The organism is Aeromonas sp. 25-AL00135, from assembly GCF_054052385.1.
In genome coordinates this window covers 1-25274 of record NZ_JBSTYQ010000031.1, presented here as the reverse complement: position 1 = coordinate 25274, position 25274 = coordinate 1, and the positions used below count along the sequence as shown (strand labels likewise).

Genomic DNA, 25274 nt, shown 5'->3' with positions numbered 1-25274 from the left:
ATCCGGCTTTATTAATACCCTCCTCCAAAAAAAAAAAAACAGCCCGGGCCCGCTGGGCGCCCCCCTCTTCTCTCTGTTCGGGTGTGAGCTCAGCCCAGCCTGGCGCCGTTCTCCACCGCTTGCTCGGGGATAGCCATCACTACAGCGCCATCCGGCCGATAGAAACCGGTCAGCAGAAACTCCGACTGAAACGGGCCGATCTGCTTGGTCGGGAAGTTGACTACGGCGATGATCTGGCGGCCCACCAGCTGCTCTGGCTGGTAGAGTGCGGTGATCTGGGCGCTGCTCTTGCGAATCCCCAGTTCAGGGCCAAAATCCGCCCACACCTTGTAGGCCGGTTTGCGCGCCTCGGGGAACGGCTCGACCCGCACCAGGGTACCCACCCTCAGCTCCACCATCTCGAAATCCTGCCAGCTAATCGTCTCCATTTCGGCTCCTGTTTATCGTGCACCTTGCATGACCCGCAGCATGGCCCAAAGAGAGAAGGCTGTCTTCGGCGATCAGCCGTTTCGTTGCGGCAGGTGGCCGTTTTGCTGGCGCCAGAGGGACGGAGTGAGCCCGGTCTCGGCCAGGAAGCGCTCGCCGAAGGCCCCCTGATTCTGGTAGCCGCAGCGGCTGGCAATCTCCCCAACGGGCAGTTGCGTACCGGCAAGCAGGGTTCGCGCCAGTGCCATGCGCCGACTGCGAATGTAGTGGGAGACGCTTACCCCCAGTTGTTGGCGAAAGGCGAGCTTGAACTGGCTCTGGCCAAGGCAGGCGATGGCGGCGAGTTGCTGATTGGTCAGCGGGGCGGCGAGATTGGCATCGATATGGCGCTGCACCTTGAGGATGCGAGCGGCAAGACGCGGGGTGGCAGTGCTCTGCATCCCCTGCCCTTCCGCCAGCAGGGAGAGCCACACCTGCGCCATGCCCGCCACCTGCCGCCCTTCGGCCACCATGCGGTGCAGAAAAGCGAGGTAGTGGCGCTGGGGCTCATCCAGCTCGATAAAGGGGTGAGCCGCCAGATCGCCGGGTAGCCAGTCGCTCTCCTGCACCAGAAACGAAAGCGCGGGATCGGCGGCGTAGTCGTGCCGCTCGCCGGGAGCGATGATGCAGGCAGAACCGGGGGCAAGCCTGCGCCCCCGGCCCTGCACCTCGATCTCGAGGGGGCCGTCGAGGGGGATCACCAGCTGGGCAAAGTCGTGGCTATGGCTGCAGAAGTGGTGGTGATAGTGGCGCAGGCTGAAGCGGGACATGGCAGATAGCAATGACGCGACCAGGGCCGCGTCATTGGGGGTTATTCCTTGTCGAAATCTTCGATCTCTTTGCCCAGCGCTTCCATGATGGCGCGCGCTTCGGCCGGGACACTGTCCGGTTGATCCTTGCGCAAGTCTTCGTCGCAAGGGAGCGGCTGGCCGGTGAAAGCGTGCAGGAAGGCTTCACAGAGCAGCTCGCTGTTGGTCGCATGACGCAGGTTGTTCACCTGACGGCGGGTGCGCTCATCGGTCAACACTTTCAACACCTTGAGCGGGATCGAGACGGTAATCTTCTTGACCTGTTCGCTCTTCTTACCGTGTTCCGCGTAGGGGCTGACGTAGTCGCCGTTCCACTCTGTTCCCATGACTCACCTGTTCTCATTTAGCCGTGAGCGCGGATTTTAACCCTTAAGGAAATTAATGGCAATCCAACAGCAAAGCCATTTAGACGTCTGGAAGTGTTGACGGCTTTTTTAAGCTGGCGTAGTGTGGTTCATCATGATGCCAGCATTGGCACGATTGCGTGTGGCAAAAGCAGCGTGGCAGGAAGAGCGGCCACCGTCCAGAGAGATCAAGGAGAGAAACATGACCCACAAGGCCACCCTGGCGGTTCGCACCGGGATTGAGACAGACCAGCAACACGGTGCCGTGGTGCCCCCCATCTACCTCTCCAGCAACTACACCTTTGCCGACTTTGGCGAGCCCCGTCAATACGATTATGCCCGCTCCGGCAATCCGACCCGCACCAATCTGGCGGACGCGCTGGCGGCACTGGAAGGGGGCGCTGGCGCCGTGGTTACCGGCACCGGCATGGGCGCCGTCCATCTGGTCACCACAGCACTGCTCAAGGCGGGGGATCTGCTGCTCGCCCCCCACGACTGCTACGGCGGCACCTGGCGCCTGTTCGAGTATCTGGCGACCAAGGGCCACTACCGGGTGCAGTTTGTCGATCAGGGGGATGAGGCCGCACTGGCCGCCGCGCTGGCCCTGAAGCCTGCGCTGGTATGGGTCGAGACCCCCTCCAACCCGCTGCTGCGGGTGGTGGATATCAGCGCCATTGCCAGCGCCGCCCACGAGGTGGGTGCGCAGGTGGTGGTGGACAACACCTTCCTCTCCCCCCTGCTGCAACAGCCGCTCGCACTTGGTGCCGACGTGGTGGTGCACTCCACCACCAAGTACATCAACGGTCACTCAGACGTGGTGGGCGGAGTGGCGATTGCCAAGGAGGCCACACTGGCCGAGTCGCTGGTGTGGTGGGCCAACTGTCTGGGGCTCACCTCCGGGGCGTTCGACTCCTACCTCACCCTGCGCGGCCTGCGCACTCTGGCCCCCAGATTGCGCACCCATCAGGAGAACACCGATCGCATCCTCGCCTTCCTGCAACAGCAGCCGCTGGTGAAACGCATCTATCATCCCAGCCTGCCGAGCCATCCGGGCCACGATATTGCGCGCCGTCAACAGTCCGGCTTCGGCGCCATGCTAAGTTTTGAACTCGATTGCAGCGAGGCAGGCATTCGCGCCTTCCTCGCGGCCCTCACCCTCTTCTCGGTGGCCGAGTCCCTCGGCGGGGTGGAGAGTCTGGTGGCCCATCCGGCCAGCATGACCCACAGGGCCATGACCCCGGCGGCGCAGCAGGCAGCAGGTATCAGCGCCCAACTGCTGCGGTTGTCGGTCGGTATTGAACACGGTGAAGACCTGGTGGCCGATCTGGCTCAGGCTTTTGAACAGGCGCAGCAGGCAGAACAGGTAGCGAAGTAATGGAACAGCAGCAACAAGGAGAGATCGCGGTGGCAGCAGAAGCAGGCTTGAAGCGACGTCACGTCCACAAATTTGGTGGCAGCAGTCTGGCGGATCCGGTCTGTTATCGCCGGGTCGCCAGTATCGTTGAACAACAGGTGGGCGGGGATGAACTGATCGTGGTCTCCGCCGCCGGCAAGACCACCAACCGGCTGATCCAGCTGGTGGAGCTGGCCGAAGCGGGGGACGAAGCCGCCGGTGAAGCCATCTCGGCCCTGCAGGCCTATCAGCAGAGCCTGATCGACGGCCTGCTGGAGGGCGAACTGCAGCTCGATCTGAGCAAGCAGCTGGCCGACGACATGCAGCTGATAGCCAAAACGCTTGAAGGGCAGTTTGATCGCTTCGCCCGCAACGGCCTGCTCGCTTTTGGCGAAGTGTGGTCGGCGCGCCTGCTGGCGGCCCTGCTCACCAGCCGAGGCGACAAGGCTATCTGGCTCGATGCCCGCAGTTTCCTGCGCGCCGAGGATGGCGCTCTGGTCAAGGTGGATACCGCCCTCTCCAGCGAACTGCTCAAGGCGCGACTGGCGGAGCATGCCGGTCGCATCGTGGTAACCGGCTTTATCGCCGCCGACATGGAGGGGCGCTCCCTGCTGCTCGGTCGCAATGGATCCGACTACAGCGCCAGCCTGTTGGCGCTGCTGGCGGACGGCGAATCCACCACCATCTGGAGCGACGTGGCCGGGGTCTACAGCGCCGACCCGCGCCGGGTGAAAGAAGCGCGTCTGCTGGAGCGGCTGAGCCTCGCCGAAGCCAACGAGCTGGCCCGCCTCGGCTCCTCGGTCTTGCACTCCCGTACTCTGCAACCGGTGGCCGACAGCCGCCAGCGCCTCACTTTGCGCTGCAGCTACAACCCGGACGAGGGCTGCACCCATATCCTGCGCCGCGCCCCCCGCTCCGGTGGCGCCCGCATCGTCTCCTCGGTGGATCAGATCGCCCTCATCGAGCTGAAGGTGCTGCCGCAAACCAACTACGAGCAGACGGTGGCCACCATCGAGGCCCATCTGGCCCGTCACCGCCTCAACCCGCTCACCCTGCAGCGCCAGCCGGATCGCCGGATCCTGCGCCTCGCCTACACCCTCGAAGTGGCACAAGGCGCCTTCGAGCTGCTGCGCGACTTCCAGCTGCAAGGGAGCTTCACCGGCCTCATTCAGAAAGAGGGGTACAGTCTGGTAGCGCTGGTCGGCGCCGGTGTCACCGACAACGCGGAGCAGTGTCACCGCTTCTATCAGCTGCTGGCAGATCAACCACTGGAGTTCGTACAGGTGGCCCGAGATGGCCTGAGTCTGGTGGCCGTGCTGCGTCAGGTAGTGCTGGAGCCGCTGCTCATCGCCCTCCACAGCGCCCTCTTCAGCCGCCCGACCCGGGTTGGACTGGTGGTGTTCGGCAAGGGCAATATCGGCGGCCACTGGCTGAGCCTCTATGCCCGCGAAAAGGCACGGCTGGAACATGAACTCAATCTGGCGCTCACCCTCTACGGGGTGTTCAGCTCGGAAGGGGGCCTGCTGGATGAAGAGGGACTCAACCCCCTCAAGGTACAGGACAACTTCAATCCCAAGCCGCTGATCTGGCCGGAGTTGCTCTCCCAGCTTGAGCAGCACGGCTTCGACGCGCTGATTGCGCTGGACATGACCGCCAGCGAAACGGTGAGCCGCTACTATCCGGATTTTGCCCAGCTCGGCATTCACATCATCGCCGCCAACAAGTTTGCCGGTGCCGCAGACAGCGAGTTCTACCAGCGCATCAAGCAGACCTGCCGTGACCATCAGGTGCAGTGGCGCTACAACGCCACCGTGGGCGCCGGGCTGCCGATCCAGTCCAGCATCCAGATGCTGCGCCAGAGCGGCGACCGCATTCAGGGGGTCTCCGGCATCTTCTCCGGCACCCTCTCCTGGCTGTTCCAGCAGTATGACGGCACCCGCCCCTTCTCCGAGCTGGTGGACGAAGCATGGCAGCACGGCCTGACCGAGCCGGATCCCCGCGAGGATCTCTCCGGTCAGGATGTGCGGCGCAAGCTGCTTATTCTGGCGCGGGAGGCAGGCTTCGAGCTCGACTCCGCCGATATCGAGCTGGAGAATCTGGTGCCCGTCACGCTGCGCAAGGTGACCGCCGATCAGTTCATGGACAGACTGAAAGAGCTGGATGGCCCGATCCAGACCGCCTTCGAGGGAGCCAAGCGCCTGGGCAAGGTGCTGCGCTACGTGGCCCGCTTCGAGCATGACGGCAAGGCGCGGGTCGGACTGGAGGCGCTGGAGCCCCACCACCCGTTTGCCAACCTGTTGCCGTGCGACAACATCTTCGCCATCGAGAGCGACAGCTACCGCACCAACCCGCTGGTGATCCAGGGACCGGGGGCGGGTCGGGAAGTGACCGCCGCCGCTATCCAGTACGATCTGTGGCAGATCTGCGCCAGCCTCTAAGGCTGATGTGCAAAGGGAGCAGCACCTCTCTCCCGCGCACAATAAAAAAGCCCGAGTCGATGACTCGGGCTTTTTGCTGAATGCCGCTTCGATTAGGAGAAGCAGGCCTGCAGCACGTAGAAGATGGCGATGGCCAGGATGGCACCGGCAGGCAGGGTGATGATCCAGGAGACCACGATGTTGCGCAGTACCCCCAGATTCAGCGCCGCAATACCGCGCGCCAGGCCAACACCCATCACAGCACCGACCAGGGTCTGGGTGGTAGAGATGGGCAGACCGGTACCGGAGGCAATCACCACTGTCGCGGCGGTCGCCAGCTGGGCGGCGAAGCCACGGCTCGGGGTCAGGTGAGTGATGCCGGTACCGACCGTCGCCATCACCTTCTCGCCCATGGTCGCCAGACCGATCACGATACCGATACCGCCGAGGGGCAGGATCCACCAGGCAATGGCAGCCTGACTGGAAATCTCGCCACCGGAAGCCACGATAGAGGCCACCGCAGAGAGCGGGCCAATGGCGTTGGCAACGTCGTTGGAACCGTGGGCAAAGGCCATGGCACAGGCAGTGATCACCATCAGGATGCCGAACACCTTCTCCACGTTGGCGAAGTGCATCTTGCTGTCATCCTGCGGGTTGTACTTCTGGCCGCGAATGTAGATCCAGCCGGCAAACGCCACTGCGATGGAGATGGCGATGGAGAGCAGAATGCCCTCGCCATCGCTCAGGTGCAGACCGACGTGGGTCAGCCCCTTCTTGATGGTCACCAGACAGATCACCAGCGCAGTCAGGAACATGTAGAACGGCACATAGCGCTTGGCGTTGTTCAGGGGATCATCGGTGTTGAAGATAAGCTTCTGCACGCTGATGAACATGAAGTAGGCGATGACACCGGAGATGGCCGGGGTGATGACCCAGGAGCCGACAATGCCGCCAAACTTGCTCCACTGCACCGCCTCCGGGCCAATGCTGACCACAGCGAAACCGACGATGGCGCCGATGATGGAGTGAGTGGTAGAGACAGGCCAGCCGAAGTAGGAGGCGAGGATCAACCAGGCGCCCGCCGCCAGCAGGGAGGCGATCATGCCGAGCACCAGCAGGTCCGGCGTATCTGCAAAGGCGTTGCTGTCGATGATGCCGTTACGGATGGTGGCCGTCACTTCGCCACCGGCCAGATAGGCACCAGCAAATTCGAAGATCATGGCAATGATGATCGCCTGACGGATGGTCAGGGATTTGGTGCCGACCGATGTCCCCATGGCGTTGGCAACGTCATTCGCGCCAATGCCCCAAGCCATCAAAAAGCCGAACAAGGCCGCCACGAGCACCAGAGTGGTGCCGTAATTCGCGATAATGTCCATTAGTAGTGTTTACCCAGTCAGTCGATTACGAACGAGCCAGCATCAGTTCCAGACGGGCGCCTACGCGCTCGGCCTGATCTGCCAGGTCACCTACCCATTCGAGGATCTTGTAAAGGAACATCACATCGATCGGATTGTAATTGTGCTCAACCGCTTGCAGCTGTTGGCGCAGTCCGATCTGCATGGTGTCTGTATCGTCCTCGATCAGATCCAGTTGGTGGATCATCTCGGCAACCATTTCCACTTCCCGTCCTTTGAAGCCGGTCTCGAGCAGCTCGTCGAGCTCCCCGATCGCTTTCTCGGCCTGAGCGGTCGCATCAATACAACGTTTGAGGTAAGCCATGAAATCCGTCCGCATTTCGGCGGGGAACTCCATGCGACGACCAAGCATGCGACCGGAAATATCCTTTGCACGGTTGGCAATCTTGTCTTGCTGGGTCAACAGCTCCAGCAGGTCGGTACGTGCAACCGGCAGGAACAGGCCGCGAGGCAGTTTCAGACGGATTTCACGCTTGAGGGTATCTGCCTCTTTTTCCAGCTGGGCGATCTGCTGCCGGATCTTCTCGGCATCTTCCCAACGGTCTTCGGCAACAGCGTCAAAGAAGGGAACCAACTGCTGGGAGCACTGGTGAACCTTGACGATATGCTTCTGCAGCGGCTTGATGGGGGACTTGGCAAAAAGCCCCAAAATAGTATTTACTGGCATGGCCAAACCTGTGTCGGTGAAAAAACACTCGATACGATTTTATGAGGCGCGCATGGTAACCGAACTGCGCCCTCAATTAAACCGCGAATTAATCTAGTCGTCTCGCGGGCATTATATCCCCGCGACCCGAATCCTGCCCCCCAAAGTTGCCTGCCAGCCCGGAATGACTATGCAAACTGAGATCGAGATAAAGTTTTTTGTCGCCCGCGACATTCAAGCCGAGTTATCCAACCTGCTGAATTCTCTTGAGATTAAAGAATCATCACAACAGCAGCTCGGCAACGTCTATTTCGACACGCCGACCCTGGCTCTGCGCCAGCTGGAGATGGGACTGCGGATCCGCCGCTGCGACGCCTTCGCCGAACAGACCATCAAATGCCGTGGCCAGGTGGTGGGCGGCCTGCACGCCAGACCCGAGTACAACACCCCCGTGAGCGGCGATCTGCCGACCCTCTCGGCCTTTCCCGATGAGATTTGGCCGACCCTGACCGAGCGCGACCACATTCAGCAACAGCTGGTCGCCCAGTTTCGTACCGACTTCCTGCGCCGCCATTGGCTGATCGCCTTCGAGGGGGCCGAGATTGAGCTGGCCTGGGATCAAGGAGAGATAGTCGGCAGTCAGGGCAGCACCACCATCAACGAGCTGGAACTGGAGCTCAAATCCGGCGCGACCGCGGCGCTATTTGCACTGGCCCGGCGCCTCGCCAGGATCGGCGGGCTGCGTCTCGGCGCCCAATCCAAGGCCCAGCGTGGCTATCGACTGGCAGGTCTTGGCAAACCGCTGGCCCTGCAGGCGCTGGTCGAACATGAAGGTATGGATGGCATAACGGGGGTAAGCGAGGGGCTGCGCCACTGGCAGCATCACGAGCAGCTCTGGCTGGAGCATCCTCAGGATAAAGGCATTCAACAGCAGGCACTCGCGGCCCTGTGCCAGGGGATCGATCTGGTCGCCCGCACTGCGGCCCCGCTGCCACAACCAGCGCCCTGGCGGCCAGCTCTGACCAGCCTGCACGCCCATCTGCAAGCCCAGTCGGGCGAGCAAAACGAGTGGCCTGCCGAGCTGGCCGATCTCTTCCTCTATCCGGCGTATGTCGAGTTGCAGCTGGCCATCGCCGCCTGGCTGCATCACGCAGCCTGAGCGTGGCCATACCGGTACTAAAGGTCGGAAATAAAGGCCAGAAACAAAAGCCGAAAACAAAACGGGTGAGCCTTGGCTCACCCGTTTTGCACTACAGCAGGTTGAGCTGCTGCATGGCGCTGCGAATGCGCTCGCGGGTCGCTTCCGACAGTGGCATCACCGGCAGGCGGCACTCCTCGCTGCAGAAACCGAGCAGGGAAGCGGCATATTTGGCACCGGCCGGGCTCGGCTCGGCAAACATCGCCTGATGGAGCGGGATCAGCTGGTCTTGCAGTTCACGCGCTTCTTGCCACTTGCCGGCCAGCGTGAGGTTCTGCACCTCGGCCACCAGCTTGGGGGCCACGTTGGCGGTCACAGAGATACAGCCCTGACCACCGCCGATGTTATAGGCCACAGCCGTGGCATCTTCACCGGAGAGCCAGGCGAAGGGCTTTTTGATCAGCTGGCGCTCGGTCCAGGGGCGGGACAAGTCGCCGGTGGCATCTTTCACCCCGGCAATACGCGGCAGCTCGGCCAGACGAGCCAGGGTTGCGGGTTGCACGTCGACGATGGCGCGCGGCGGAATGTTGTAGACGATGATCGGCTTGGCTGTGGCATCGTGGACCGCCTTGAAGTGGTGGTAGAGCCCCTCCTGATTGGGACGGTTGTAGTAACCGGCCACATGCAGAGTGGCATCAGCCCCCACCCGCTCGGCATGGAGGGTGTACTCGATGGCTTCGACCGGATTGTTGGAGCCCGCTCCGGCAATCACCGGAATACGGCCAGCGACCTGTTTGACCACCAGCTCCACCACCCGGCAGTGCTCGTCATGGGTCAGTGTCGGGCTTTCGCCAGTGGTGCCCACCGGCACAATGCCGTGAGTACCCTGATCGATATGCCACTCCACCAGACGCAGCAACGCCTCTTCATCCAGCTTTCCCTGTCGAAACGGGGTGATCAACGCAACGATTGAACCTTGAAACATGGGATCTCCTTCTCCTAAATGACGCGCATATGGCAATAAAAAACCCCGGTACGATGTGCGCAACCGGGGTTTGAAGCTTCTCAGGGATGAGAGGTTACGCGCGAACGTCGGCAGGCCCGAATTTCAGGCTTTTTTTGTGCTTTCGTTTCAACCCGCTGAACCGCATTTCGTCATCTCTGGTCAAAAAATGGTGTCTGGGCATATTTCGGGAACACGGCATAAATGTCAAGGCGAAAGGGGCTATGTATAATGGCCGCCCAAAATTGCGTGGAGAGACCCGATGAGCAGCCCTATCAGTGCCGTCAGCCAGATGCTGGAACGAAACCAAGCCCTCTTTGTCGGCAAGCGGCTACTTGTCTGCGGCGCGCTGGAGGATGACTACCCCCGCCAGCTGTCGAGCCTGGCCCAGACCCTGACCGTCTTTACCACCGATTACTGCTACTACCGCAGCCAGCAGGCCGCCCTCGGCGAGGTGATCCTGTTCGACCACCAGCTCGGTGGTGCCCCCCGCTTCGATGCCCTGTTGCTGCTGATGCCCAAGGCCAAGGCCGAGGCACAATATCTGCTGGCCATGATGACCCCCTTGCTGGAAGCGGGTGCCGATCTGTTCCTCGCCGGTGAAAACCGCGGCGGCATCAATGGCGCCGACAAGCTGCTGGCCCCCTATGGCGAAAAGCCGATCAAACGTGACTCGGCCCGCCGCTGCTCGCTCTATCACGGTGAGCTCTGCAAACCGGTCGCCCCGTTCGATCTGGATAGCTGGTTTGGCCGCTACCAGTGCAAGGCCGGTGATACCGAGCTGACCGTGCTGGCGCTGCCCGGCGTCTTCAGCGCCGCCGAGCTGGATCTCGGCACCCAGATGCTGCTGGCCGCCGTACCGCCGATGAAGGGCGAACTGCTCGATTTCGGTTGTGGTGCCGGGGTGATTGGGTCTGTGCTGGCCAAGCGCAATCCGGATCTGCAGGTCAACATGGTGGATATCAGCGCGCTGGCGCTCGAATCGAGCCGCCGCACCCTGGCGATCAACGGTCTGCAGGGCAAGGTCACTGCTTCCGATGTCTATTCGGATGTCTCCACCCGTTTCCAGCACATCGTCTCCAACCCGCCATTCCATGCGGGTCTCAAAACCTTCTATGCGGCGACCGAGCAGTTCCTGGCCAAGGCACCTGAATTTTTGCTGCCAAATGGTTCGCTGACCATTGTTGCCAACGCCTTCTTGCGCTACCAGCCTATACTGGAGACACACTTCAAACGGACTGAAGTGATCAGCAGTGATGCCAAATTCAAGGTCTATCTGAGCAAAATGTAAATAAGTGTAAGCAGCACAATAAAACAGCTAGAGAGCGCCATCCGGCATCTGATAAGGTATTAAGCGCACGATAAAAACCACCCCTTTAGGGGTGTTTTTATACCGAACATTGAAAACCTTTTCATGTTGTTAATTCAGGGAGAGAAATACGATGGCAGGCATATTGACCATGATCCTGGCTGGTGGCGAAGGTACTCGCCTGCAGCCTCTGACCACTACCCGCAGCAAGCCTTCCGTCCCCTTTGGTGGCAGCTACCGGCTGATCGACTTTGTCCTCAACAACTTCGTCAACGCCGACTTTCTGCGCATCTATGTACTGACCCAATTCAAATCACAGTCCCTCTACCTGCACATGAAGAAGGGCTGGAATATCGTCGGCATCACCGACCGCTTTATCGATCCCATCCCGGCCCAGATGCGGATGGGCAAACGCTGGTATGACGGCACCGCCGACGCCATTTACCAGAACCTCGGCTTTATCGAGCGGGCCGAACCGGATCACGTCTGCATCTTCGGTTCCGACCACATCTACAAGATGGATGTGAGCCAGATGGTCACCTTCCACAAACAGAAGAACGCCGCCATGACTGTCGCGGCCCTGCGCATGCCCATCGAAGAGGCGAGCGCCTTCGGGGTGATCGAGGTGGATACCGAAGGGCGGATGATCGGCTTTCAGGAAAAGCCGAAGCAGCCCAAGCACATTCCCGGCGATCCGACCCAGGCGCTGGTCTCCATGGGCAACTACATCTTCGAGACCGATGCCCTCTGCCGCGAGTTGAAGCGGGATGCCGCCGAAGAGAACTCCAGCCACGACTTTGGCAAGGATGTGATCCCGAGCCTCTACCCGCGCGCCCCCGTCTATGTCTATGACTACAGCACCAACGTCATCCCCGGCGAGAAACCGCACGTCTACTGGCGGGATGTGGGCACCCTCGACTCTTATTGGCAAGCGCACATGGACCTGGTGGCCGACAATCCCCCCTTCTCCCTCTATAACCGCAAGTGGCCCCTGCACACCCACTATCCGGCGCTGCCGCCTGCTACCTTCATCGACAGCGACGAGTGCAAGGTGAAGATCGCCAACTCCCTGATCTCCGCCGGTTGCTTCATTCAGGGCAGCCAGATCCAGCGATCCATCCTTGGTTTCCGCTGCAATATCGGCGCGTGCAGCCATATCAGTGAATCCGTGCTGCTGGGGGACGTGAAGATTGGTGAAGGGTGCTCCATCCGGCGCGCGATTATAGATAAAAATGTTGAAATTGCGCCCGGCACCGTTATCGGTGAAAATCTGGACCACGATAGAGAGCGATTTACCGTATCCGAAGGCGGTATCGTGGTGGTACCTAAGGGAGCAAGAGTTGGCTATTAACCCACTGAAAATCCTGTTTGTTGCCTCGGAGGTTGAGGGGCTGGTCAAGACCGGGGGCCTGGCCGATGTCGCCAGAGCCCTGCCGATGTACCTGGCCCAGAAGGGACATGATGTCAGGATCATGTTGCCCTTCTACAAGACGATAAAGCGACGGGATGAGGCCAGACTGGTGGCGTCACGCTGGTTGCCAACCCACCCTGGGCTGCCTGATATCGGTTATCGCATCTACCAGATGGAGCTGGATGGCGTCTGCGTCTATCTGCTCGACTGCCCGCAATATTTCGATCGTCCCCAGCTCTACGCCGAGAACAATCAGGCCTATCCGGATAATGGCGAGCGCTTTGCCTTCTTCTCGGCCGCGGCCCTCCATGCCTGCGAGCAGCTTGGCTTTGCCCCGGATATCGCCCACTGCAATGACTGGCACACCGGCCTGCTGCCGCTGCTGCTGAAAACCCGTCACGCCCACAACCCCTTCTTCCAGCAGACTCGCAGCGTGATCAGCATTCACAACGCGGCGTTTCAGGGGGTGTTTGGCCGCGAGCAGTTCTGGGCCATGCCCGAGATTGCCGACTACGAACGCCGCATCAACTACGACTACGGCCATGTCAATCTGCTCAAATGCGGGGTGCTCTACGCCGACAAGATCAATGCAGTCAGCCCCAACTATGCCCAGGAGCTGCTGACTCACCTTGGCGCCCACGGAATGGCGCATATCTTCCAGCAACGGGCGGCCGATCTCTGCGGCATCCTCAACGGCTGCGACTACAAAGACTGGGATCCGGAGTTCGACGAATTCCTGCCTGCGACCTACAGCATCGACAACATGGCTGGCAAACAGATCTGCAAAGAGAGCCTGCAACAGGAGGCGGGGCTGGCCGTGGCGGGCTTGCCCATCTACGGCATGGTTTGCCGCCTGACCGAGCAAAAGGGCGTTCCCCTGCTGCTCCCTGCGTTGGAGAAATTCCTCCACCATCAGGTACAAGTGGTGATCGTCGGCTCTGGCGATCCTGCGCTCGCCACGCAACTGCAAACCATGGCTCGGGATTATCCGGGCAAGCTCGCCTTCATCAACACTTATGACGATCGGCTGGCCCATCTCGTCGAAGCCGGTGCCGACTTCTTCCTGATGCCCTCGCTGTTCGAGCCTTGCGGCCTCAACCAGATGTACAGTCTCGCCTATGGCACCCTGCCACTGGTGCGCGCCGTGGGTGGTCTGAAAGATACCGTGGTGGATTGGGATGCAGATCCCGAGCATGCCACCGGCTTCTGTTTTAACGATCCGACTGCCGCAATCCTGCTCGATACCATGCGCCGCAGCCTGCTCTATTTCCTGCAGGACAAAGAGCGTTTTGCCAAGGTGCAGCGCAATGCCATGAGCACCCGCTTCAACTGGCCTGACTCAGTCACCCAGTATGAACGGATGTATCAGAGCGCATTGGGCCGTTACTGAACGCCAAACGTCAGCTGATTGCTGAAGTTTTGTACCCTTGGCGCCACTTTGGGCGTCAACAGCGAAAAAAGTCCCCTTTGGCTGTTGACGCTCCCCCAAAACTCTATAGAATCCCCCTCCGCAGTGATGCGAAGGTGGCGGAATTGGTAGACGCGCTAGCTTCAGGTGTTAGTGTCCCACGGATGTGAGGGTTCGAGTCCCTCTCTTCGCACCAATACTGCCATGCTGATTCAGCAGCATGTAAATCCAACTAGAAAACCCGAATGTGCGAAGGTGGCGGAATTGGTAGACGCGCTAGCTTCAGGTGTTAGTGCCCCCCGGGTGTGAGGGTTCGAGTCCCTCTCTTCGCACCATGCTTCTCCAGACAGCATGTAAATCAAAACTGGTATCACAATGTGCGAAGGTGGCGGAATTGGTAGACGCGCTAGCTTCAGGTGTTAGTGTCCCACGGATGTGAGGGTTCGAGTCCCTCTCTTCGCACCATGCTTTATCCAGACAGCATGTAAATCCAGACTGGAAACCCGAATGTGCGAAGGTGGCGGAATTGGTAGACGCGCTAGCTTCAGGTGTTAGTGCCCCACGGGTGTGAGGGTTCGAGTCCCTCTCTTCGCACCATGATTCTGACATGTAAACACAGAGCAATGCGCTCCAACCGCATTTAAAAACCAGCTGGAGAAAATCAGTGTGCGAAGGTGGCGGAATTGGTAGACGCGCTAGCTTCAGGTGTTAGTGTCCCACGGATGTGAGGGTTCGAGTCCCTCTCTTCGCACCATTCATTACGCAAAAGGCCCATCACGAAAGTGATGGGCCTTTTGTTTTTACTCCTTGTTATGGCTATGCTTTTGACGACTCCCCGCTCATCGTCATGCCAAGGAACGCATATGATACTGGATACCGACATTCACAACTTTTACGAACATCTGGTGCTCAAGGAGATTGAGAAACAGGGGCTGCAGCAAAAGCTCAACAGCGATCAGATGGCCGACCTCTGCTGCCTCACCCTCAACCAGCTCCCCGCCCACTATATTCGCCACAATGTCGACATGATCTACTTCCTGACCGACGCCAAGCGTACCGAAATGGAGAAACTGGTGGTCGAATCGCTCAAGGTGGCACAGCAGAAGATCAAGCAGGCTCCCGTCAAAAGCTCATAACCATGGCTGCTGCCAGAGCAGGGTGACGATACCGGTCAACCCGGCCACTGGCAGCAAGATCAAGGCGGGGCGCAATCCGGGCTCCAGCATCACCCAGGCAGCCAGCAGAAAACCTACACTCCAGGTGCCGTACTCTTTATCCTGACCCCATGCGAGTACGGCCACCGCCACCAGCAACATCATCCCACGCAATATCCAGCGCATTGTTTTCTCCCCAACCAACAATTGATAATAATTATCATATTCATCTATTGGGGATGCAAGTGGCGTCACAGACAAGCTTCGTATGTGACCCTTTATGTCAACAGGCCGCTCAAAAACGGGTTATGAGATCAACTAATTTGTGATTTTTTCAATCAAATGTGCATTTTTGCCAATTTGATGGGGCTTTAACCCGCCGGGTTTGTGGTAGATTGCGGCCTCTTTTTGGGTTGCCTCCTCGGGATCGATGTATCCACAGGACGAGAGGGAGTGACCTTGGCGAGCAAGAGTTTAGGAAGTATCTATGCAAAACCAACAAAACCACATCCGACTACCGGGCATGGCACAGGTGTTTGCCTGTCTGGCCATTTTCCTGGCCCTGGCATTCTCGTTCACCAGCGTGCTCGATCTGCCGATCCAGCTGGCGTTGTTCATCGCCTGGTTCGTCATCATGGGGCTTGGCATCAAACTCGGCCATGATTACAAATCCCTGGAACAGGCAGCCGTTGACGGCGTTGCCAAGGGGATGGGGGCCATCCTGATCCTGGTCTCCGTCGGTGCCCTGGTCGGCACCTGGATTGCTGGCGGCATAGTCCCCAGCATCATCTACTTCGGCCTCAAGGTGATCCACCCGTCCATCTTCCTGCTGGCAACCCTGATCATCTGCTCCCTGACCTCGCTGGCCACCGGCACCTCCTGGGGCTCTGCCGCCACCGCCGGTATCGCCATGATGGGGATCGGCCACAGCCTCGGCGTGCCTGCGCCGCTGGTAGCCGGTGCCGTGCTCTCCGGCGTCTACTTCGGGGACAAGCTCTCTCCGCTCTCCGACTCAGTAGTGCTGGCTTCGACCATGTCCAACGTCGATGTGGTGGAGCATATCAAGGGGATGCTGCCTATCAGCCTGCTCTCCTATGTCATCACCGCCGTGCTGTTCACCGTGGTGGGCATGCAGTATTCGGGCAATGTCAGCCTGGAGCAGGTCAATCTGGTGATGGAGGCTCTCGACAACCAGTTCAATATCACCCCGCTGGCCATAGTCCCCGTGGTGCTGGTGCTGGGCCTGTTGGCCAATCGCAAGCCCGCCTTCCCGGTGATCAGCTTCGGTGCACTGCTGGGCCTGATCTGGGCCATCGCCTTCCAGGGCATGGATCCGGTCAAGGCGATGCACTCGGCTTATAGTCCGTTTGCCATCACCTCCGGCATCGATTTTATCGACAACATTCTCGGTCGCGGCGGCATGGAATCCATGCTGGGCTCGGTTGCGGTCATCATCTTCGGTCTCGGGTTTGGCGGCCTGCTGGAGAAGGTCGGCATTCTGGAAGTGATCGCCAGCGCCTTCGAGAAGCGTATCAACAGCGTCGGCAGCCTGACCAGCCACACCATCGGCACCGCGTTTCTGGCCAACGTGTTTGGCTCGGCCATGTATGTGTCGCTGATCCTGACTCCCAAGATCATGGCCAAGAACTACGATCGGCTGGGACTGGCACGCAAGAACCTCTCTCGCAACGCCGAGTTTGGCGGCACCCTCACCTGCGGCATGGTGCCCTGGAGCGACAACGGCATCTTCATGGCCGGGGTGCTGGGGGTGGCAACCCTCGACTACCTGCCCTACATGTGGCTGAGCTTCACCTGCATCATTGTGACCATCACCCTCGCCTACATGGGCAAGGCAGTGAACCGGATCCCGCTGGTCGCGGCGGCAAGCTCCCGCTAAGCCATTCTGCAAACAACAAAGGCGCCATCAAGGCGCCTTTGTTGTTTCAGAGAAATGCTGTTTGATGGAGCGCACTGATCACCACAAACAAAAACAGCCCTCGTTGCCGAGAGCCGTTTCATCAGACCGATACGCCGATCAGATGGAGAAGCTGGAGCCACAGCCACAGGTCGTGGTGGCATTGGGGTTGGTCACGGTGAAGCGTGAACCTTCCAGACCCTCGGTGTAATCCACACTGCCGCCTACCAGATATTGCAGGCTCATGGGATCGATCACCATGGTGACGCCATTCTTCTCGACTACGGTGTCTCCGTCGTTGATCTTCTCATCAAAGGTAAAGCCATACTGGAAACCGGAGCAGCCCCCACCCGTGATGTATACCCGCAGCTTCAGCTCGGGATTCTCTTCCTCGGTGATCAGGTTCTTCACCTTGTTGGCCGCCGCATCCGTCATCTGGATGGGCAGCGGGGCTTCTGCTACTGCACTCATTACTGACCTCACAACCATTAGATCCACAAACATGGAAACCGCGAAATTATCCAATACCCGACCATTCAGTTCAAGTATTCACCACGTTTAACCGGCAGCGGGAACCGGAGCAGGCGGTGCGGCGACCAGCGGCTTGATCACCTCGCCCCACTCAACCAGCAGCTCTTGCGCCGGTTGCCTGCCATCCTTGTTGATGGTGACACGGATCCGATCCGGCACAAAGCCTTCCGGCAACTGCCAATTCCCTTCCAGCAGCTGAAAATAACGCAGGGCATAGCGCCACTCACTCACCTTCATCCCGAGATCGCGGCCGGTTAGCGTCTTCGGCTTGTCAGCCAGACTCCCCTCGACCCGGATCTGCACCTGACCACGATACAGCTCCCGCTTCTTGGCGGGCTGGGTCAGGGCGAGACGATAGTGGTAGCGACCGGGAATGCTGGTCTCCTGCAGAGTCAGGTTGTCGATCACCACACCCACCTGTTCGCCGGTGGGGCGCATGATCCGCTCGAAAAAGGCCAGCTGGCGCTTGAGCTCCTGCACCTGCGCCTCCTGACTCTTCAGGGTGGTCTGCAACTGCTCGAAGGCCGCTTTCTGGGTTGCCAGTTGGGTATCTTTCACCCCCAGCTCGGTCTTGAGCTGGCCGATGGCCTTGCCCTGGCGATCCAGCGTCTCCTGCTGTACCACCAACAGACTGCTCTGGGCCAGCTCCTGACGGTTACCGACAAAGTAACCGATGATCCCGCCGACGGCTAACACGACCAATAACTTCAATAGATTGGACATAGCCCCTCATCCCGTTATCACGCCATTTACGGCAGCGCCTCTCCCTTCACTATACCGCCCTGACCGGGGCCAAAGGCGATAAAGGGAAAAATTAACTGGCCGTGGCGCTGCCATCACCTCGCTTTTGACGCGCGGCGAGCCGTAAAGTTCGCTCCAGGATCTGGGAATAGATGGGCCGCCCCCCCAGCCACTGGGCAACCAGAGTTGCACCGACCGTGGTGATCATCATCGGCAGGATCAGCTGATAGTTGTCGGTCATCTCGGTGACCAGCACGATACCGGTGATGGGGGCACGCACGGTGGCAGCAAACAGCGCCCCCATTCCGGCGATGGCAAAGGCGCCGGGCTCGATGCCAAGCTCGGGAAACGCCGCATGAAACAGATGGCCAAACACCACGCCAAACAAGGTGCCCAATGCCAGGGTCGGCGCAAACACCCCGCCTGGGGCACCGGAGCAGAAGCAGATGAGGGTCGCGACTAGCCGCACCGAAAAGATGAGGAACAGGGTCGCCATCGCATACTCATCCCCCATCAGATGGGGAATAAGCTCTGTGCCGCCCCCCGTCACCGCGGGAGCAAACAGCGACAGCACGCCAAACGTTCCGGCGACCAGCATGCCGATGGCCACAAAACGGTGGCGCTTGTTCTGGTGCAACGCCAGATAGCCATCCTGACAGGCCAGCACCAGCTTGTTGAAGACAAAACCGAGCACCCCGAAGGTGGCCCCCATAAAGAGGAACAGCCAGAGCGCCTTGAGGGCTGGCGCATCGTAGTGGGGCAGAGTGATCACCGCCCCCTGCCCTTTCATGTTCTGCAACATCAGGGTCGCCATGATGGCGGAGATCCCCACCGCCTTGATGGCCAGAAAGGAGTAGCGAAACTGCGGCCGCATCTCCTCCATCACGAATAGGATGCCCGCCAGCGGCGCATTGAAGGCTGCCGCCAGACCGCCCGCCGCACCGGCGGCCAACAGGGCATGGCCATGCTCCTTGGGCAGCCGGAAGATATCCGCCACCATCTTGCCGAGGTTGCCGCCGATCTGTACCGAAGGCCCCTCCCGCCCCAGCACCATACCGGAGCTCAGGGTACAGATGCCGCCGAAGAACTTGACCGGCAACACTCGCCACCACCGCACCGGGCGCAGATCGTCCATCGCCCCCTCGATCTCGGGAATGCCGGAACCACCCGCTTCCGGGGCAAAGGTATGAGTGAGGAAGTAACCGACAAATCCCAGCAAGGCGCTGAAGCCAAAGCCAAGCAGACCGAGCTGCCACCAGGGACGGTCGGCCAGCAAGGCGATACGTTGTTCTGCCAGCCAGTGGACTCCCGATTCGAACAGGCCGCACACCAGTCCGGCCAGGGTACCGACCAGCGCCGCCAGCAACAGAACCAGCAAGGGCATCTTGTCTTGCCGGATAATGCGGGAAAGCGGCCCCCGCGAAGAGGTATCGGCTTCAGAGGAGAGAGCTTGTTGCGCCATCTTGTTACACCAACTTGGAAAAACCATATCGTCAGCTAGCTGAGATCAGGATCACCCGGCGCGTTGCTCGGCTGCCCAGGGCTGGGGCTTTCTGCTATAGTCGGCCCGTTAAATTTTTGTCACGGGAGCAGACCGAGAGTCCGGGTGGCGAGAGCGCAAAGCATACTCCTGATGCTCCGGCCTGCCGAGTCTCAATCGGCTGCAATCCCTTGTGTGACGACCAAAATCCCATTAAGGATGATCCATGTCAAAATCAGATCAGCTGTTTGAACAGGCCCGCCAGACCATTCCGGGTGGCGTCAACTCACCGGTCCGCGCCTTCAATGGGGTCGGCGGCACACCCCGCTTCATCGATCACGCCGATGGCGCCTATCTCTATGATGTGGATGGTCAGGCCTACGTGGATTACATCGGCTCCTGGGGCCCCATGCTGCTGGGTCACAACCACCCGGCCATCAAAGCCGCCGTCATCAAGGCCGTTGAAAAGGGGCTGAGCTACGGTGCTCCGACCGAGATCGAAGTGCTGATGGCCGAGAAAGTCCGCCAGATCGTCCCCTCCATGGAGCAGGTGCGGATGGTCAACTCCGGCACCGAAGCCACCATGAGCGCCATCCGTCTGGCCCGTGGCTACACCGGCCGCGACAAGATCGTCAAATTCGAGGGTTGCTACCACGGCCACGCCGACTCCCTGCTGGTCAAGGCAGGTTCCGGCGCCCTGACCCTAGGTCAGCCCAACAGCCCGGGCGTTCCGGCCGATTTCGCCAAACACACCCTGACCTGCGTCTTCAACGATCTGGATTCGGTGCGTGAAGCCTTCACCCAGTACGGCAGCGAGATCGCCTGTATCATCGTCGAGCCGGTCGCAGGCAACATGAACTGCATCCCGCCGGTCCCCGGCTTCTTGGAAGGGCTGCGCGCCATCTGTGACGAGTTCGGAGCCCTGCTGATCTTGGACGAGGTGATGACCGGCTTCCGCGTCTCCCTGCGCGGTGCTCAGGGTCACTACAACATCGAGCCCGACCTCACCACTCTTGGCAAGATCATCGGTGCCGGCATGCCGGTGGGCGCCTTCGGCGGCAAGAAGAAGGTGATGCAACACATCGCCCCGACCGGCCCTGTCTATCAGGCGGGTACTCTTTCCGGCAACCCGGTAGCCATGGCGGCCGGCCTCACCATGCTGGATCTGCTGCTGGAGCCGGGTCTCTATGAGCAGCTGAGCGCCAAGACCGCCCGTGTTGCCGAGGGACTGAAAGCCGCCGCGGCCAAGCATGGCATTCCGCTCGCCATCAACTATGTGGGTGGCATGTTCGGCTTCTTCTTCACCGAAGAGAACGAAATCACCCGCTATGAGCAGGTCACTCGCTGCGATATGGAACGCTTCAAGCGCTTCTACCATCTCATGCTGGAAGAAGGCGTCTATCTGGCACCGAGCGCCTACGAGGCGGGCTTCCTGTCACTGGCTCACGGTGACAAAGAGATTGAACACACTCTGGCTGCCGCCGAGCGCAGCTTCGCCAAGCTGGCTGGCTAAATCGTCGCTGGTTGTCGCAAAGGGTCCGTCATGGGCCCTTTTCTATTGCAGTGCCTTCATCACCAGACAGGGCATCGATACGCCCATTTCTGGTGCATTCCCTCTTCGTCACTCACCAATTTGTCATCCTCTGGTGCAACTTGCCCTGCCATCCCTGTCATAAAGCAGGCCCACTATTTGCACATTCACCACAAGAGCCCACGTCACCGAGGTCCATATGGCAGAGATGAGCCCCATCGATGTGCTGCGGCGCTATCAGGAGTATCAGGAGGAGTTGACCCCGCTACTGCAGGGGCTGCTCAGTGCCCCCCTTGCCTCGCTCAAGGGGTATCCCTTTGTGGTCAGCATTGACCACTATCAGGGGCCGATGTGCATCCAGCCTGCGGCACCGGCGGCCCATAACCGGCTACACCTTATCGTGCAGGGGCAAGGACGGGAGATCACCGTCTGTCTGAATCAGCTGATTGGCTGGTTGATGGGAGACAGGGAGCGCCGCCGCGCCATGCCCTGGTTCAAGGCGGTCTATGTGGTGCTCAGCATGGCGCTGTTTCTCATCGTCGCCACCCTGATCTGGCACGGGCTGGAGCAGCTCTACCAGCTATTGTGCGGCGAGCAGCAGAACCAGCTAGGCGCCTTTAGCGCCATCATCTTCCTGACGCTGGCACTGGCGGTGTTCGATCTGGGCAAGACCATTCTGGAAGAGGAGGTACTGCTGCATAAGGATATCTTCCGCCACAGCGCCATTCGTCGCACCATCACCCGCTTTATCGCCGCCATCCTGATCGCGGTCTCCATCGAGGGACTGTTGCTACTGTTCAAAGGCTCGCTCGGCCAGAGCGAGCTGCTCTGGCCTGCGGTCGGAGTGATGGGGTGCGCGGTGGGTTTGCTGCTGGCGCTGGGCCTCTATGTCTTTCTGGGGGCCAAGGCCGAAGCGGCACTAGTACAGGCTAGCCTACGCTCTCCACCGTCAGCTGCACAGGGGAGCGACGCGCCGCCCGCCAAGAGGCGTACATGGTCCAGGAGGTATAGATGACGATAAAGGCAACCAGCCACTTCAGCATCTCCATATCCATGGATTTGACCAGCATGGCGGCCAGCACCACACCGATGGGGCCAAAGATGGCTACCGCCAGCACCGCCTTGGCATCGAACGCCCCTTTGCGGATAAAGGTGCCTGCGGAGAAGACACTAAGCACGGCGGTGGAGCCCATCATGATGGGAAACGCCGCCAGCGGGTTCATCCCCAGCAGATAAACCAGCGTCATGCAGGGGGCAAACAGGCCGATACCGACATTCATCAGCACCCCGAAGATGAAGTTGCCAAGCAGGGCGATCGCCAACTTGTAGCCGCTGAGCCCCATCGCATCGCCGCCTACAGGGAAAAGCCCCAGCAGACCGGCAAAGATAAGCCCTGCAACGACCAGTAAGGAGATAGCCATCACCAACCGGATGGTCTGCCGATCAAACGAGGCCACATGACGAGCGCCCCAGGCCGCGCCCGCTGCGGCGGCCATCATCATGCTGATCAGCGTCAACGGCTCCACCGCGACTGCGCCGACGAAGATCAGCGACTGAGTCACGGTCGGCAGCACGCACTGCCCATTGAGGGTACCCGGCAGCACCCGGTCATCGATTAGCTTGAACTGCTTGTAGCAGGCGGTCTTTACCGCAAAGCTGCCCACCCCCAAGGTATCGAGGAAGTTGGCAACCCCACCGATCAACGCCACCGGCCAGAAGGGGGTCGCCTCAAAGGATCCACTCTGCTTCTTCCGCCAGCAGGCTTGCACCAGCATAAAGATGAATACGAGGCCTCCGGCTATAAAAAGCAGCCGTAAAATATCAACTAACATAGGGGTTTCTCCTGCAACGGGCGGCGATTCTAAGGCAAGCAGCAGAAAAAATCTTGACCGGAATTAAGCAATGCTCACGACACGCCTCTGCAAGGCGAAATATTTATCAATAGACTCCGAACGACTCTGCTAATACTTGTTACTGAGGCCAACAGGCCGGGTCCTGAGCACGTTGTTATGGTCCTTTCGCGACGACCACTTGTGCCAAAGGACATAATAAAAAAGAGGGCCGGTAGTGATACCGACCCTCTTTCTGTATCTGGCCGGGGCGCTGGGCCCTCGACCATAACAACCGTTTATTGAATACTCTTGCCGGCACGCACGTCCTTGATAAACCCCTTCAGGCTGGCCAGATCACGAGGGGCACCGCGCAGGATCTGATCACCGATGATGAAGGCCGGGGTACCGGAGATACCGAGCGCTTCAGCCAGCGCACGGTTGGTACCGAGGTTCTGGTCAATGCTGCCATCCTTGATCTTGGCTTCCACCTTGCTCCAGTCCACACCGGCCGCCACAGCCAACTGCTTGACCTGTGCTTCATCAGCGAGCGGGCCCTGATGGCTATAGAGCTTCTCGTGGAACGACTGGTACTTGTCAGGCTGACCCAGCTGGACCGCCAGCGCAGCACGGGCTGCGAAGTAGGAAGACTCGCTCAGAATGGGGAACTGCTTGTAGATGTACCGGATATCTTTGTCTTCCGACATCAGCTGCTTGACCAGCGGATGGGCCCGTTTGCAGTAACCACAGTTGTAATCGAAAAACTCCACAATGGTCAGAGATGCCTTCGGATTCCCCATCTCGGGATCCTGATTGGCATAAAGCTGCTTGGAGTGAGCCTTGATCAGCGCCTTGTCACTCTCGGCCTGCTGGCTCTCCTGCTTGGCACGCAGGGCATTGGACATCTCGACCAGGATCTCGGGGTTCTTGACCAGATAGTCGCGAACGATTTGCTCGACATCGCTTTTGGTCAGCTCGCTTGCATGTACCGGCGTCGCCAGCAGGGTCACACCAGCCAGCGCGCAAAACAGGGCATTTTTAATAGTCATAACGTTATCTTGCAGAGGATATGATAGAGGCCACTATAGTGGTTGAGTCTGTTTTCAAGTCAAGTTATCTGGCCAAAAAAGCGCTTGATACGCTCTGATTGCCACTTTTTCATGTCGTTTCGTGCAATTAACCAGCAATCGAACCGGACGGGGATTTACAAGCCAGATCAGCATGGTAATATTCGCCGCACTGCTGTGGAGGGGTGGCAGAGCGGCTGAATGCACCGGTCTTGAAAACCGGCGATGGGCGACCATCCGTGGGTTCAAATCCCACCTCCTCCGCCATTCATACCGAGCCCATGCAACCATGTTGCGTGGGCTTTTTATTTGCCTGCGATTTGCCACTCCTCATAGATCTCAACACATTAGTCTTCTTCAACATCCTCCTAATCTTCCCGTCTGCGGGCTCAATAACCACCAGAAAATCACCAATCAACCTCGAAGATCTGAGTTACTGCGCACATCCCAGCCCACTTTCTTATTCCCCAAACCACAACGACAACACGCAGCAACCGCAGCTCCAGCATGTTGGTACCGCCAATAACCCCTCTTCGGAATAAAGTCATAGCCGGTTAACACAGTCACAGAAAAGCAGGGACGATGGGGTTGCGGCTTAAAAAGAGGGGACGGCTAACTCAGGAAGCATAGACCCCAAGCAAGAGCTCATGACGTATAAACGATCATGGGATTCACGGGTTATGACGGCACCAGAGCAGCCATACAGAGCAACTGCTTTACATGAAGAAAGAGTTAAAGCGTAACATCAGGCTATTCGTTGAACTGAAAGGCAACAGCGAGTAGCAATAAAAACCGATGAAAGGAATAAGTCAGGTCAAATATCAGACGATTCAATGAATTGCTGGCAATAAAAAACCCCGCTCGATGAGCGGGGTTCTTGTATTGGGTGCCTGGCAGTGTCCTACTCTCGCATGGCGAATGCCACACTACCATCGGCGCTACCGCGTTTCACTTCTGAGTTCGGCATGGGATCAGGTGGTTCCACGGCGCTATGGCCGCCAGGCAAATTCTTAATCTAGAAAGCTGACGTGAATAACGACTTGGCTAGTTTGCCTTGTCACTATCACTGAATTTGAGTAGTTCGTTCTATTTGCTACAAGCCTTAGAACACTTCTTGGGTGTTGTATGGTTAAGCCTCACGGGTAATTAGTATGGGTTAGCTCAACACGTCGCCGCGCTTACACACCCCACCTATCAACGTTGTGGTCTCCAACGGCCCTTTAGGACCCTCAAGGGGTCAGGGATGACTCATCTCAGGGCTCGCT

Annotated in this window: 22 protein-coding genes, 6 tRNA genes and 2 rRNA genes; 16 read left to right on the top strand and 14 right to left on the bottom strand. The window is 59.2% G+C overall.

Going from position 1 to position 25274, the window contains the following annotated elements; genetic code table 11:
* Positions 1 to 89: 89 nt before the first annotated feature.
* The 3 genes from ACW5XC_RS19975 to metJ all read right to left on the bottom strand — a co-directional run bounded on the left by ACW5XC_RS19975 (position 90) and on the right by metJ (position 1600).
* The gene (locus ACW5XC_RS19975; protein WP_005343050.1) at positions 90 to 428 is read right to left on the bottom strand and encodes a tRNA-binding protein; all 339 of its coding nucleotides are present in this window, start codon (positions 426 to 428) and stop codon (positions 90 to 92) included.
* Between the two features lie 72 nt (positions 429 to 500).
* The gene (locus ACW5XC_RS19970) at positions 501 to 1235 is read right to left on the bottom strand and encodes an AraC family transcriptional regulator (RefSeq protein WP_042053270.1); all 735 of its coding nucleotides are present in this window, start codon (positions 1233 to 1235) and stop codon (positions 501 to 503) included.
* A 41-nt stretch (positions 1236 to 1276) separates the two neighbouring features.
* Entirely contained in the window at positions 1277 to 1600 is a 324-nt protein-coding gene (gene metJ, locus ACW5XC_RS19965; protein WP_005340251.1) for a met regulon transcriptional regulator MetJ, read from the bottom strand.
* Positions 1601 to 1820: 220 nt separating this feature from the next.
* On the opposite strand from metJ, the gene metB reads away from it, so the two are divergent.
* Positions 1821 to 2993 (top strand): cystathionine gamma-synthase, encoded by a 1173-nt coding sequence (metB, locus tag ACW5XC_RS19960; protein WP_042053269.1) that lies wholly within the window; start codon positions 1821 to 1823, stop codon positions 2991 to 2993.
* Entirely contained in the window at positions 2993 to 5449 is a 2457-nt protein-coding gene (locus ACW5XC_RS19955) for a bifunctional aspartate kinase/homoserine dehydrogenase II (protein WP_005357837.1), read from the top strand. The genes metB and ACW5XC_RS19955 overlap by 1 nt, the downstream gene beginning before the upstream one ends.
* Before the next feature lie 92 nt (positions 5450 to 5541).
* Here ACW5XC_RS19955 and ACW5XC_RS19950 read toward each other — a convergent pair whose 3' ends face one another.
* Positions 5542 to 6807, bottom strand: a complete 1266-nt coding sequence (locus tag ACW5XC_RS19950; protein WP_042053268.1) for an inorganic phosphate transporter — start codon at positions 6805 to 6807, stop codon at positions 5542 to 5544.
* A gap of 25 nt (positions 6808 to 6832) precedes the next feature.
* On the bottom strand, positions 6833 to 7513 hold the full coding sequence (locus ACW5XC_RS19945) for a TIGR00153 family protein (RefSeq protein WP_005340244.1): 681 nt from the start codon (positions 7511 to 7513) through the stop codon (positions 6833 to 6835).
* A 169-nt stretch (positions 7514 to 7682) separates the two neighbouring features.
* On the opposite strand from ACW5XC_RS19945, the gene ACW5XC_RS19940 reads away from it, so the two are divergent.
* Positions 7683 to 8651, top strand: a complete 969-nt coding sequence (locus tag ACW5XC_RS19940) for a CYTH domain-containing protein (protein ID WP_042053267.1) — start codon at positions 7683 to 7685, stop codon at positions 8649 to 8651.
* Between the two features lie 91 nt (positions 8652 to 8742).
* Here ACW5XC_RS19940 and dapA read toward each other — a convergent pair whose 3' ends face one another.
* The gene (gene dapA / locus ACW5XC_RS19935; protein ID WP_042053266.1) at positions 8743 to 9615 is read right to left on the bottom strand and encodes a 4-hydroxy-tetrahydrodipicolinate synthase; all 873 of its coding nucleotides are present in this window, start codon (positions 9613 to 9615) and stop codon (positions 8743 to 8745) included.
* Positions 9616 to 9895: 280 nt separating this feature from the next.
* Here dapA and rsmC point away from each other — a divergent pair, with 280 nt between their 5' ends.
* The 9 genes from rsmC to ACW5XC_RS19890 all read left to right on the top strand — a co-directional run bounded on the left by rsmC (position 9896) and on the right by ACW5XC_RS19890 (position 14897).
* The gene (gene rsmC, locus ACW5XC_RS19930) at positions 9896 to 10924 is read left to right on the top strand and encodes a 16S rRNA (guanine(1207)-N(2))-methyltransferase RsmC (RefSeq protein ID WP_042053265.1); all 1029 of its coding nucleotides are present in this window, start codon (positions 9896 to 9898) and stop codon (positions 10922 to 10924) included.
* 151 nt (positions 10925 to 11075) lie between these two features.
* Positions 11076 to 12293: a glucose-1-phosphate adenylyltransferase gene (gene glgC, locus ACW5XC_RS19925; protein WP_005340236.1), complete on the top strand. Its 1218-nt coding sequence runs from the start codon at positions 11076 to 11078 to the stop codon at positions 12291 to 12293.
* A complete protein-coding gene (gene glgA / locus ACW5XC_RS19920; protein ID WP_042053264.1) occupies positions 12283 to 13743 on the top strand; it encodes a glycogen synthase GlgA in 1461 nt (486 codons plus the stop codon). The genes glgC and glgA overlap by 11 nt, the downstream gene beginning before the upstream one ends.
* 128 nt (positions 13744 to 13871) lie before the next feature.
* Positions 13872 to 13957, top strand: a tRNA-Leu gene (locus tag ACW5XC_RS19915).
* 53 nt (positions 13958 to 14010) lie between these two features.
* Positions 14011 to 14096 (top strand) — tRNA-Leu (locus tag ACW5XC_RS19910).
* 44 nt (positions 14097 to 14140) lie between these two features.
* Positions 14141 to 14226 (top strand) — tRNA-Leu (locus tag ACW5XC_RS19905).
* 46 nt (positions 14227 to 14272) lie between these two features.
* Positions 14273 to 14358, top strand: a tRNA-Leu gene (locus tag ACW5XC_RS19900).
* Positions 14359 to 14429: 71 nt separating this feature from the next.
* Positions 14430 to 14515: transfer RNA gene (locus tag ACW5XC_RS19895), tRNA-Leu, on the top strand.
* A gap of 109 nt (positions 14516 to 14624) precedes the next feature.
* On the top strand, positions 14625 to 14897 hold the full coding sequence (locus ACW5XC_RS19890; RefSeq protein WP_005343036.1) for a late competence development ComFB family protein: 273 nt from the start codon (positions 14625 to 14627) through the stop codon (positions 14895 to 14897).
* On the opposite strand, the gene ACW5XC_RS19885 is transcribed toward ACW5XC_RS19890, so the two are convergent.
* On the bottom strand, positions 14892 to 15101 hold the full coding sequence (locus tag ACW5XC_RS19885; RefSeq protein ID WP_005343034.1) for a hypothetical protein: 210 nt from the start codon (positions 15099 to 15101) through the stop codon (positions 14892 to 14894). The two genes, ACW5XC_RS19890 and ACW5XC_RS19885, sit on opposite strands and share 6 nt — an antisense overlap.
* A 301-nt stretch (positions 15102 to 15402) precedes the next feature.
* Between ACW5XC_RS19885 and nhaC the strand changes: the two genes are divergently transcribed.
* Positions 15403 to 16812: a Na+/H+ antiporter NhaC gene (gene nhaC / locus ACW5XC_RS19880; RefSeq protein WP_005357819.1), complete on the top strand. Its 1410-nt coding sequence runs from the start codon at positions 15403 to 15405 to the stop codon at positions 16810 to 16812.
* Between the two features lie 138 nt (positions 16813 to 16950).
* Here nhaC and erpA read toward each other — a convergent pair whose 3' ends face one another.
* From erpA to clcA, 3 genes are all read right to left on the bottom strand, one after another.
* Positions 16951 to 17301 (bottom strand): iron-sulfur cluster insertion protein ErpA, encoded by a 351-nt coding sequence (erpA, locus tag ACW5XC_RS19875; RefSeq protein WP_005340225.1) that lies wholly within the window; start codon positions 17299 to 17301, stop codon positions 16951 to 16953.
* Between the two features lie 87 nt (positions 17302 to 17388).
* Entirely contained in the window at positions 17389 to 18084 is a 696-nt protein-coding gene (locus tag ACW5XC_RS19870) for a DUF6776 family protein (RefSeq protein ID WP_042053263.1), read from the bottom strand.
* A 91-nt stretch (positions 18085 to 18175) separates the two neighbouring features.
* The gene (clcA, locus tag ACW5XC_RS19865; RefSeq protein WP_033136489.1) at positions 18176 to 19564 is read right to left on the bottom strand and encodes a H(+)/Cl(-) exchange transporter ClcA; all 1389 of its coding nucleotides are present in this window, start codon (positions 19562 to 19564) and stop codon (positions 18176 to 18178) included.
* A gap of 244 nt (positions 19565 to 19808) precedes the next feature.
* Between clcA and hemL the strand changes: the two genes are divergently transcribed.
* Positions 19809 to 21095 carry a glutamate-1-semialdehyde 2,1-aminomutase gene (gene hemL / locus ACW5XC_RS19860; RefSeq protein WP_042053261.1) on the top strand — a complete coding sequence of 429 codons (1287 nt, stop codon included), beginning with the start codon at positions 19809 to 19811 and terminating at the stop codon, positions 21093 to 21095.
* A 217-nt stretch (positions 21096 to 21312) separates the two neighbouring features.
* Positions 21313 to 22128 (top strand): hypothetical protein, encoded by an 816-nt coding sequence (locus ACW5XC_RS19855; RefSeq protein WP_042053260.1) that lies wholly within the window; start codon positions 21313 to 21315, stop codon positions 22126 to 22128.
* On the opposite strand, the gene ACW5XC_RS19850 is transcribed toward ACW5XC_RS19855, so the two are convergent.
* The gene (locus tag ACW5XC_RS19850) at positions 22043 to 22945 is read right to left on the bottom strand and encodes a sulfite exporter TauE/SafE family protein (RefSeq protein ID WP_042053258.1); all 903 of its coding nucleotides are present in this window, start codon (positions 22943 to 22945) and stop codon (positions 22043 to 22045) included. The genes ACW5XC_RS19855 and ACW5XC_RS19850 overlap by 86 nt on opposite strands.
* A 296-nt stretch (positions 22946 to 23241) precedes the next feature.
* Positions 23242 to 23991, bottom strand: a complete 750-nt coding sequence (locus ACW5XC_RS19845; RefSeq protein WP_042053257.1) for a DsbA family protein — start codon at positions 23989 to 23991, stop codon at positions 23242 to 23244.
* Between the two features lie 197 nt (positions 23992 to 24188).
* Between ACW5XC_RS19845 and ACW5XC_RS19840 the strand changes: the two genes are divergently transcribed.
* Positions 24189 to 24276: transfer RNA gene (locus ACW5XC_RS19840), tRNA-Ser, on the top strand.
* A 621-nt stretch (positions 24277 to 24897) separates the two neighbouring features.
* Here ACW5XC_RS19840 and rrf read toward each other — a convergent pair.
* Positions 24898 to 25012, bottom strand: a 5S ribosomal RNA gene (rrf, locus tag ACW5XC_RS19835).
* Positions 25013 to 25134: 122 nt separating this feature from the next.
* A 23S ribosomal RNA gene (locus tag ACW5XC_RS19830) occupies positions 25135 to 25274 on the bottom strand; the annotation flags it as partial.

Bases quoted from the DNA above. Each gene is read 5' to 3' on its own strand.
- ACW5XC_RS19970 (WP_042053270.1), bottom strand. From the start codon at position 1,235: ATGTCCCGCTTCAGCCTGCGCCACTATCACCACCACTTCTGCAGCCAT.
- ACW5XC_RS19845 (WP_042053257.1), bottom strand. From the start codon at position 23,991: ATGACTATTAAAAATGCCCTGTTTTGCGCGCTGGCTGGTGTGACCCTG.
- rsmC (WP_042053265.1), top strand. From the start codon at position 9,896: ATGAGCAGCCCTATCAGTGCCGTCAGCCAGATGCTGGAACGAAACCAA.
- ACW5XC_RS19950 (WP_042053268.1), bottom strand. From the start codon at position 6,807: ATGGACATTATCGCGAATTACGGCACCACTCTGGTGCTCGTGGCGGCC.
- ACW5XC_RS19945 (WP_005340244.1), bottom strand. From the start codon at position 7,513: ATGCCAGTAAATACTATTTTGGGGCTTTTTGCCAAGTCCCCCATCAAG.
- ACW5XC_RS19890 (WP_005343036.1), top strand. From the start codon at position 14,625: ATGATACTGGATACCGACATTCACAACTTTTACGAACATCTGGTGCTC.
- nhaC (WP_005357819.1), top strand. From the start codon at position 15,403: ATGCAAAACCAACAAAACCACATCCGACTACCGGGCATGGCACAGGTG.
- metB (WP_042053269.1), top strand. From the start codon at position 1,821: ATGACCCACAAGGCCACCCTGGCGGTTCGCACCGGGATTGAGACAGAC.
- metJ (WP_005340251.1), bottom strand. From the start codon at position 1,600: ATGGGAACAGAGTGGAACGGCGACTACGTCAGCCCCTACGCGGAACAC.
- ACW5XC_RS19850 (WP_042053258.1), bottom strand. From the start codon at position 22,945: ATGTTAGTTGATATTTTACGGCTGCTTTTTATAGCCGGAGGCCTCGTA.
- ACW5XC_RS19870 (WP_042053263.1), bottom strand. From the start codon at position 18,084: ATGTCCAATCTATTGAAGTTATTGGTCGTGTTAGCCGTCGGCGGGATC.
- hemL (WP_042053261.1), top strand. From the start codon at position 19,809: ATGTCAAAATCAGATCAGCTGTTTGAACAGGCCCGCCAGACCATTCCG.
- ACW5XC_RS19855 (WP_042053260.1), top strand. From the start codon at position 21,313: ATGGCAGAGATGAGCCCCATCGATGTGCTGCGGCGCTATCAGGAGTAT.
- erpA (WP_005340225.1), bottom strand. From the start codon at position 17,301: ATGAGTGCAGTAGCAGAAGCCCCGCTGCCCATCCAGATGACGGATGCG.
- ACW5XC_RS19940 (WP_042053267.1), top strand. From the start codon at position 7,683: ATGCAAACTGAGATCGAGATAAAGTTTTTTGTCGCCCGCGACATTCAA.
- ACW5XC_RS19885 (WP_005343034.1), bottom strand. From the start codon at position 15,101: ATGCGCTGGATATTGCGTGGGATGATGTTGCTGGTGGCGGTGGCCGTA.
- dapA (WP_042053266.1), bottom strand. From the start codon at position 9,615: ATGTTTCAAGGTTCAATCGTTGCGTTGATCACCCCGTTTCGACAGGGA.
- glgC (WP_005340236.1), top strand. From the start codon at position 11,076: ATGGCAGGCATATTGACCATGATCCTGGCTGGTGGCGAAGGTACTCGC.
- ACW5XC_RS19975 (WP_005343050.1), bottom strand. From the start codon at position 428: ATGGAGACGATTAGCTGGCAGGATTTCGAGATGGTGGAGCTGAGGGTG.
- ACW5XC_RS19955 (WP_005357837.1), top strand. From the start codon at position 2,993: ATGGAACAGCAGCAACAAGGAGAGATCGCGGTGGCAGCAGAAGCAGGC.
- clcA (WP_033136489.1), bottom strand. From the start codon at position 19,564: ATGGCGCAACAAGCTCTCTCCTCTGAAGCCGATACCTCTTCGCGGGGG.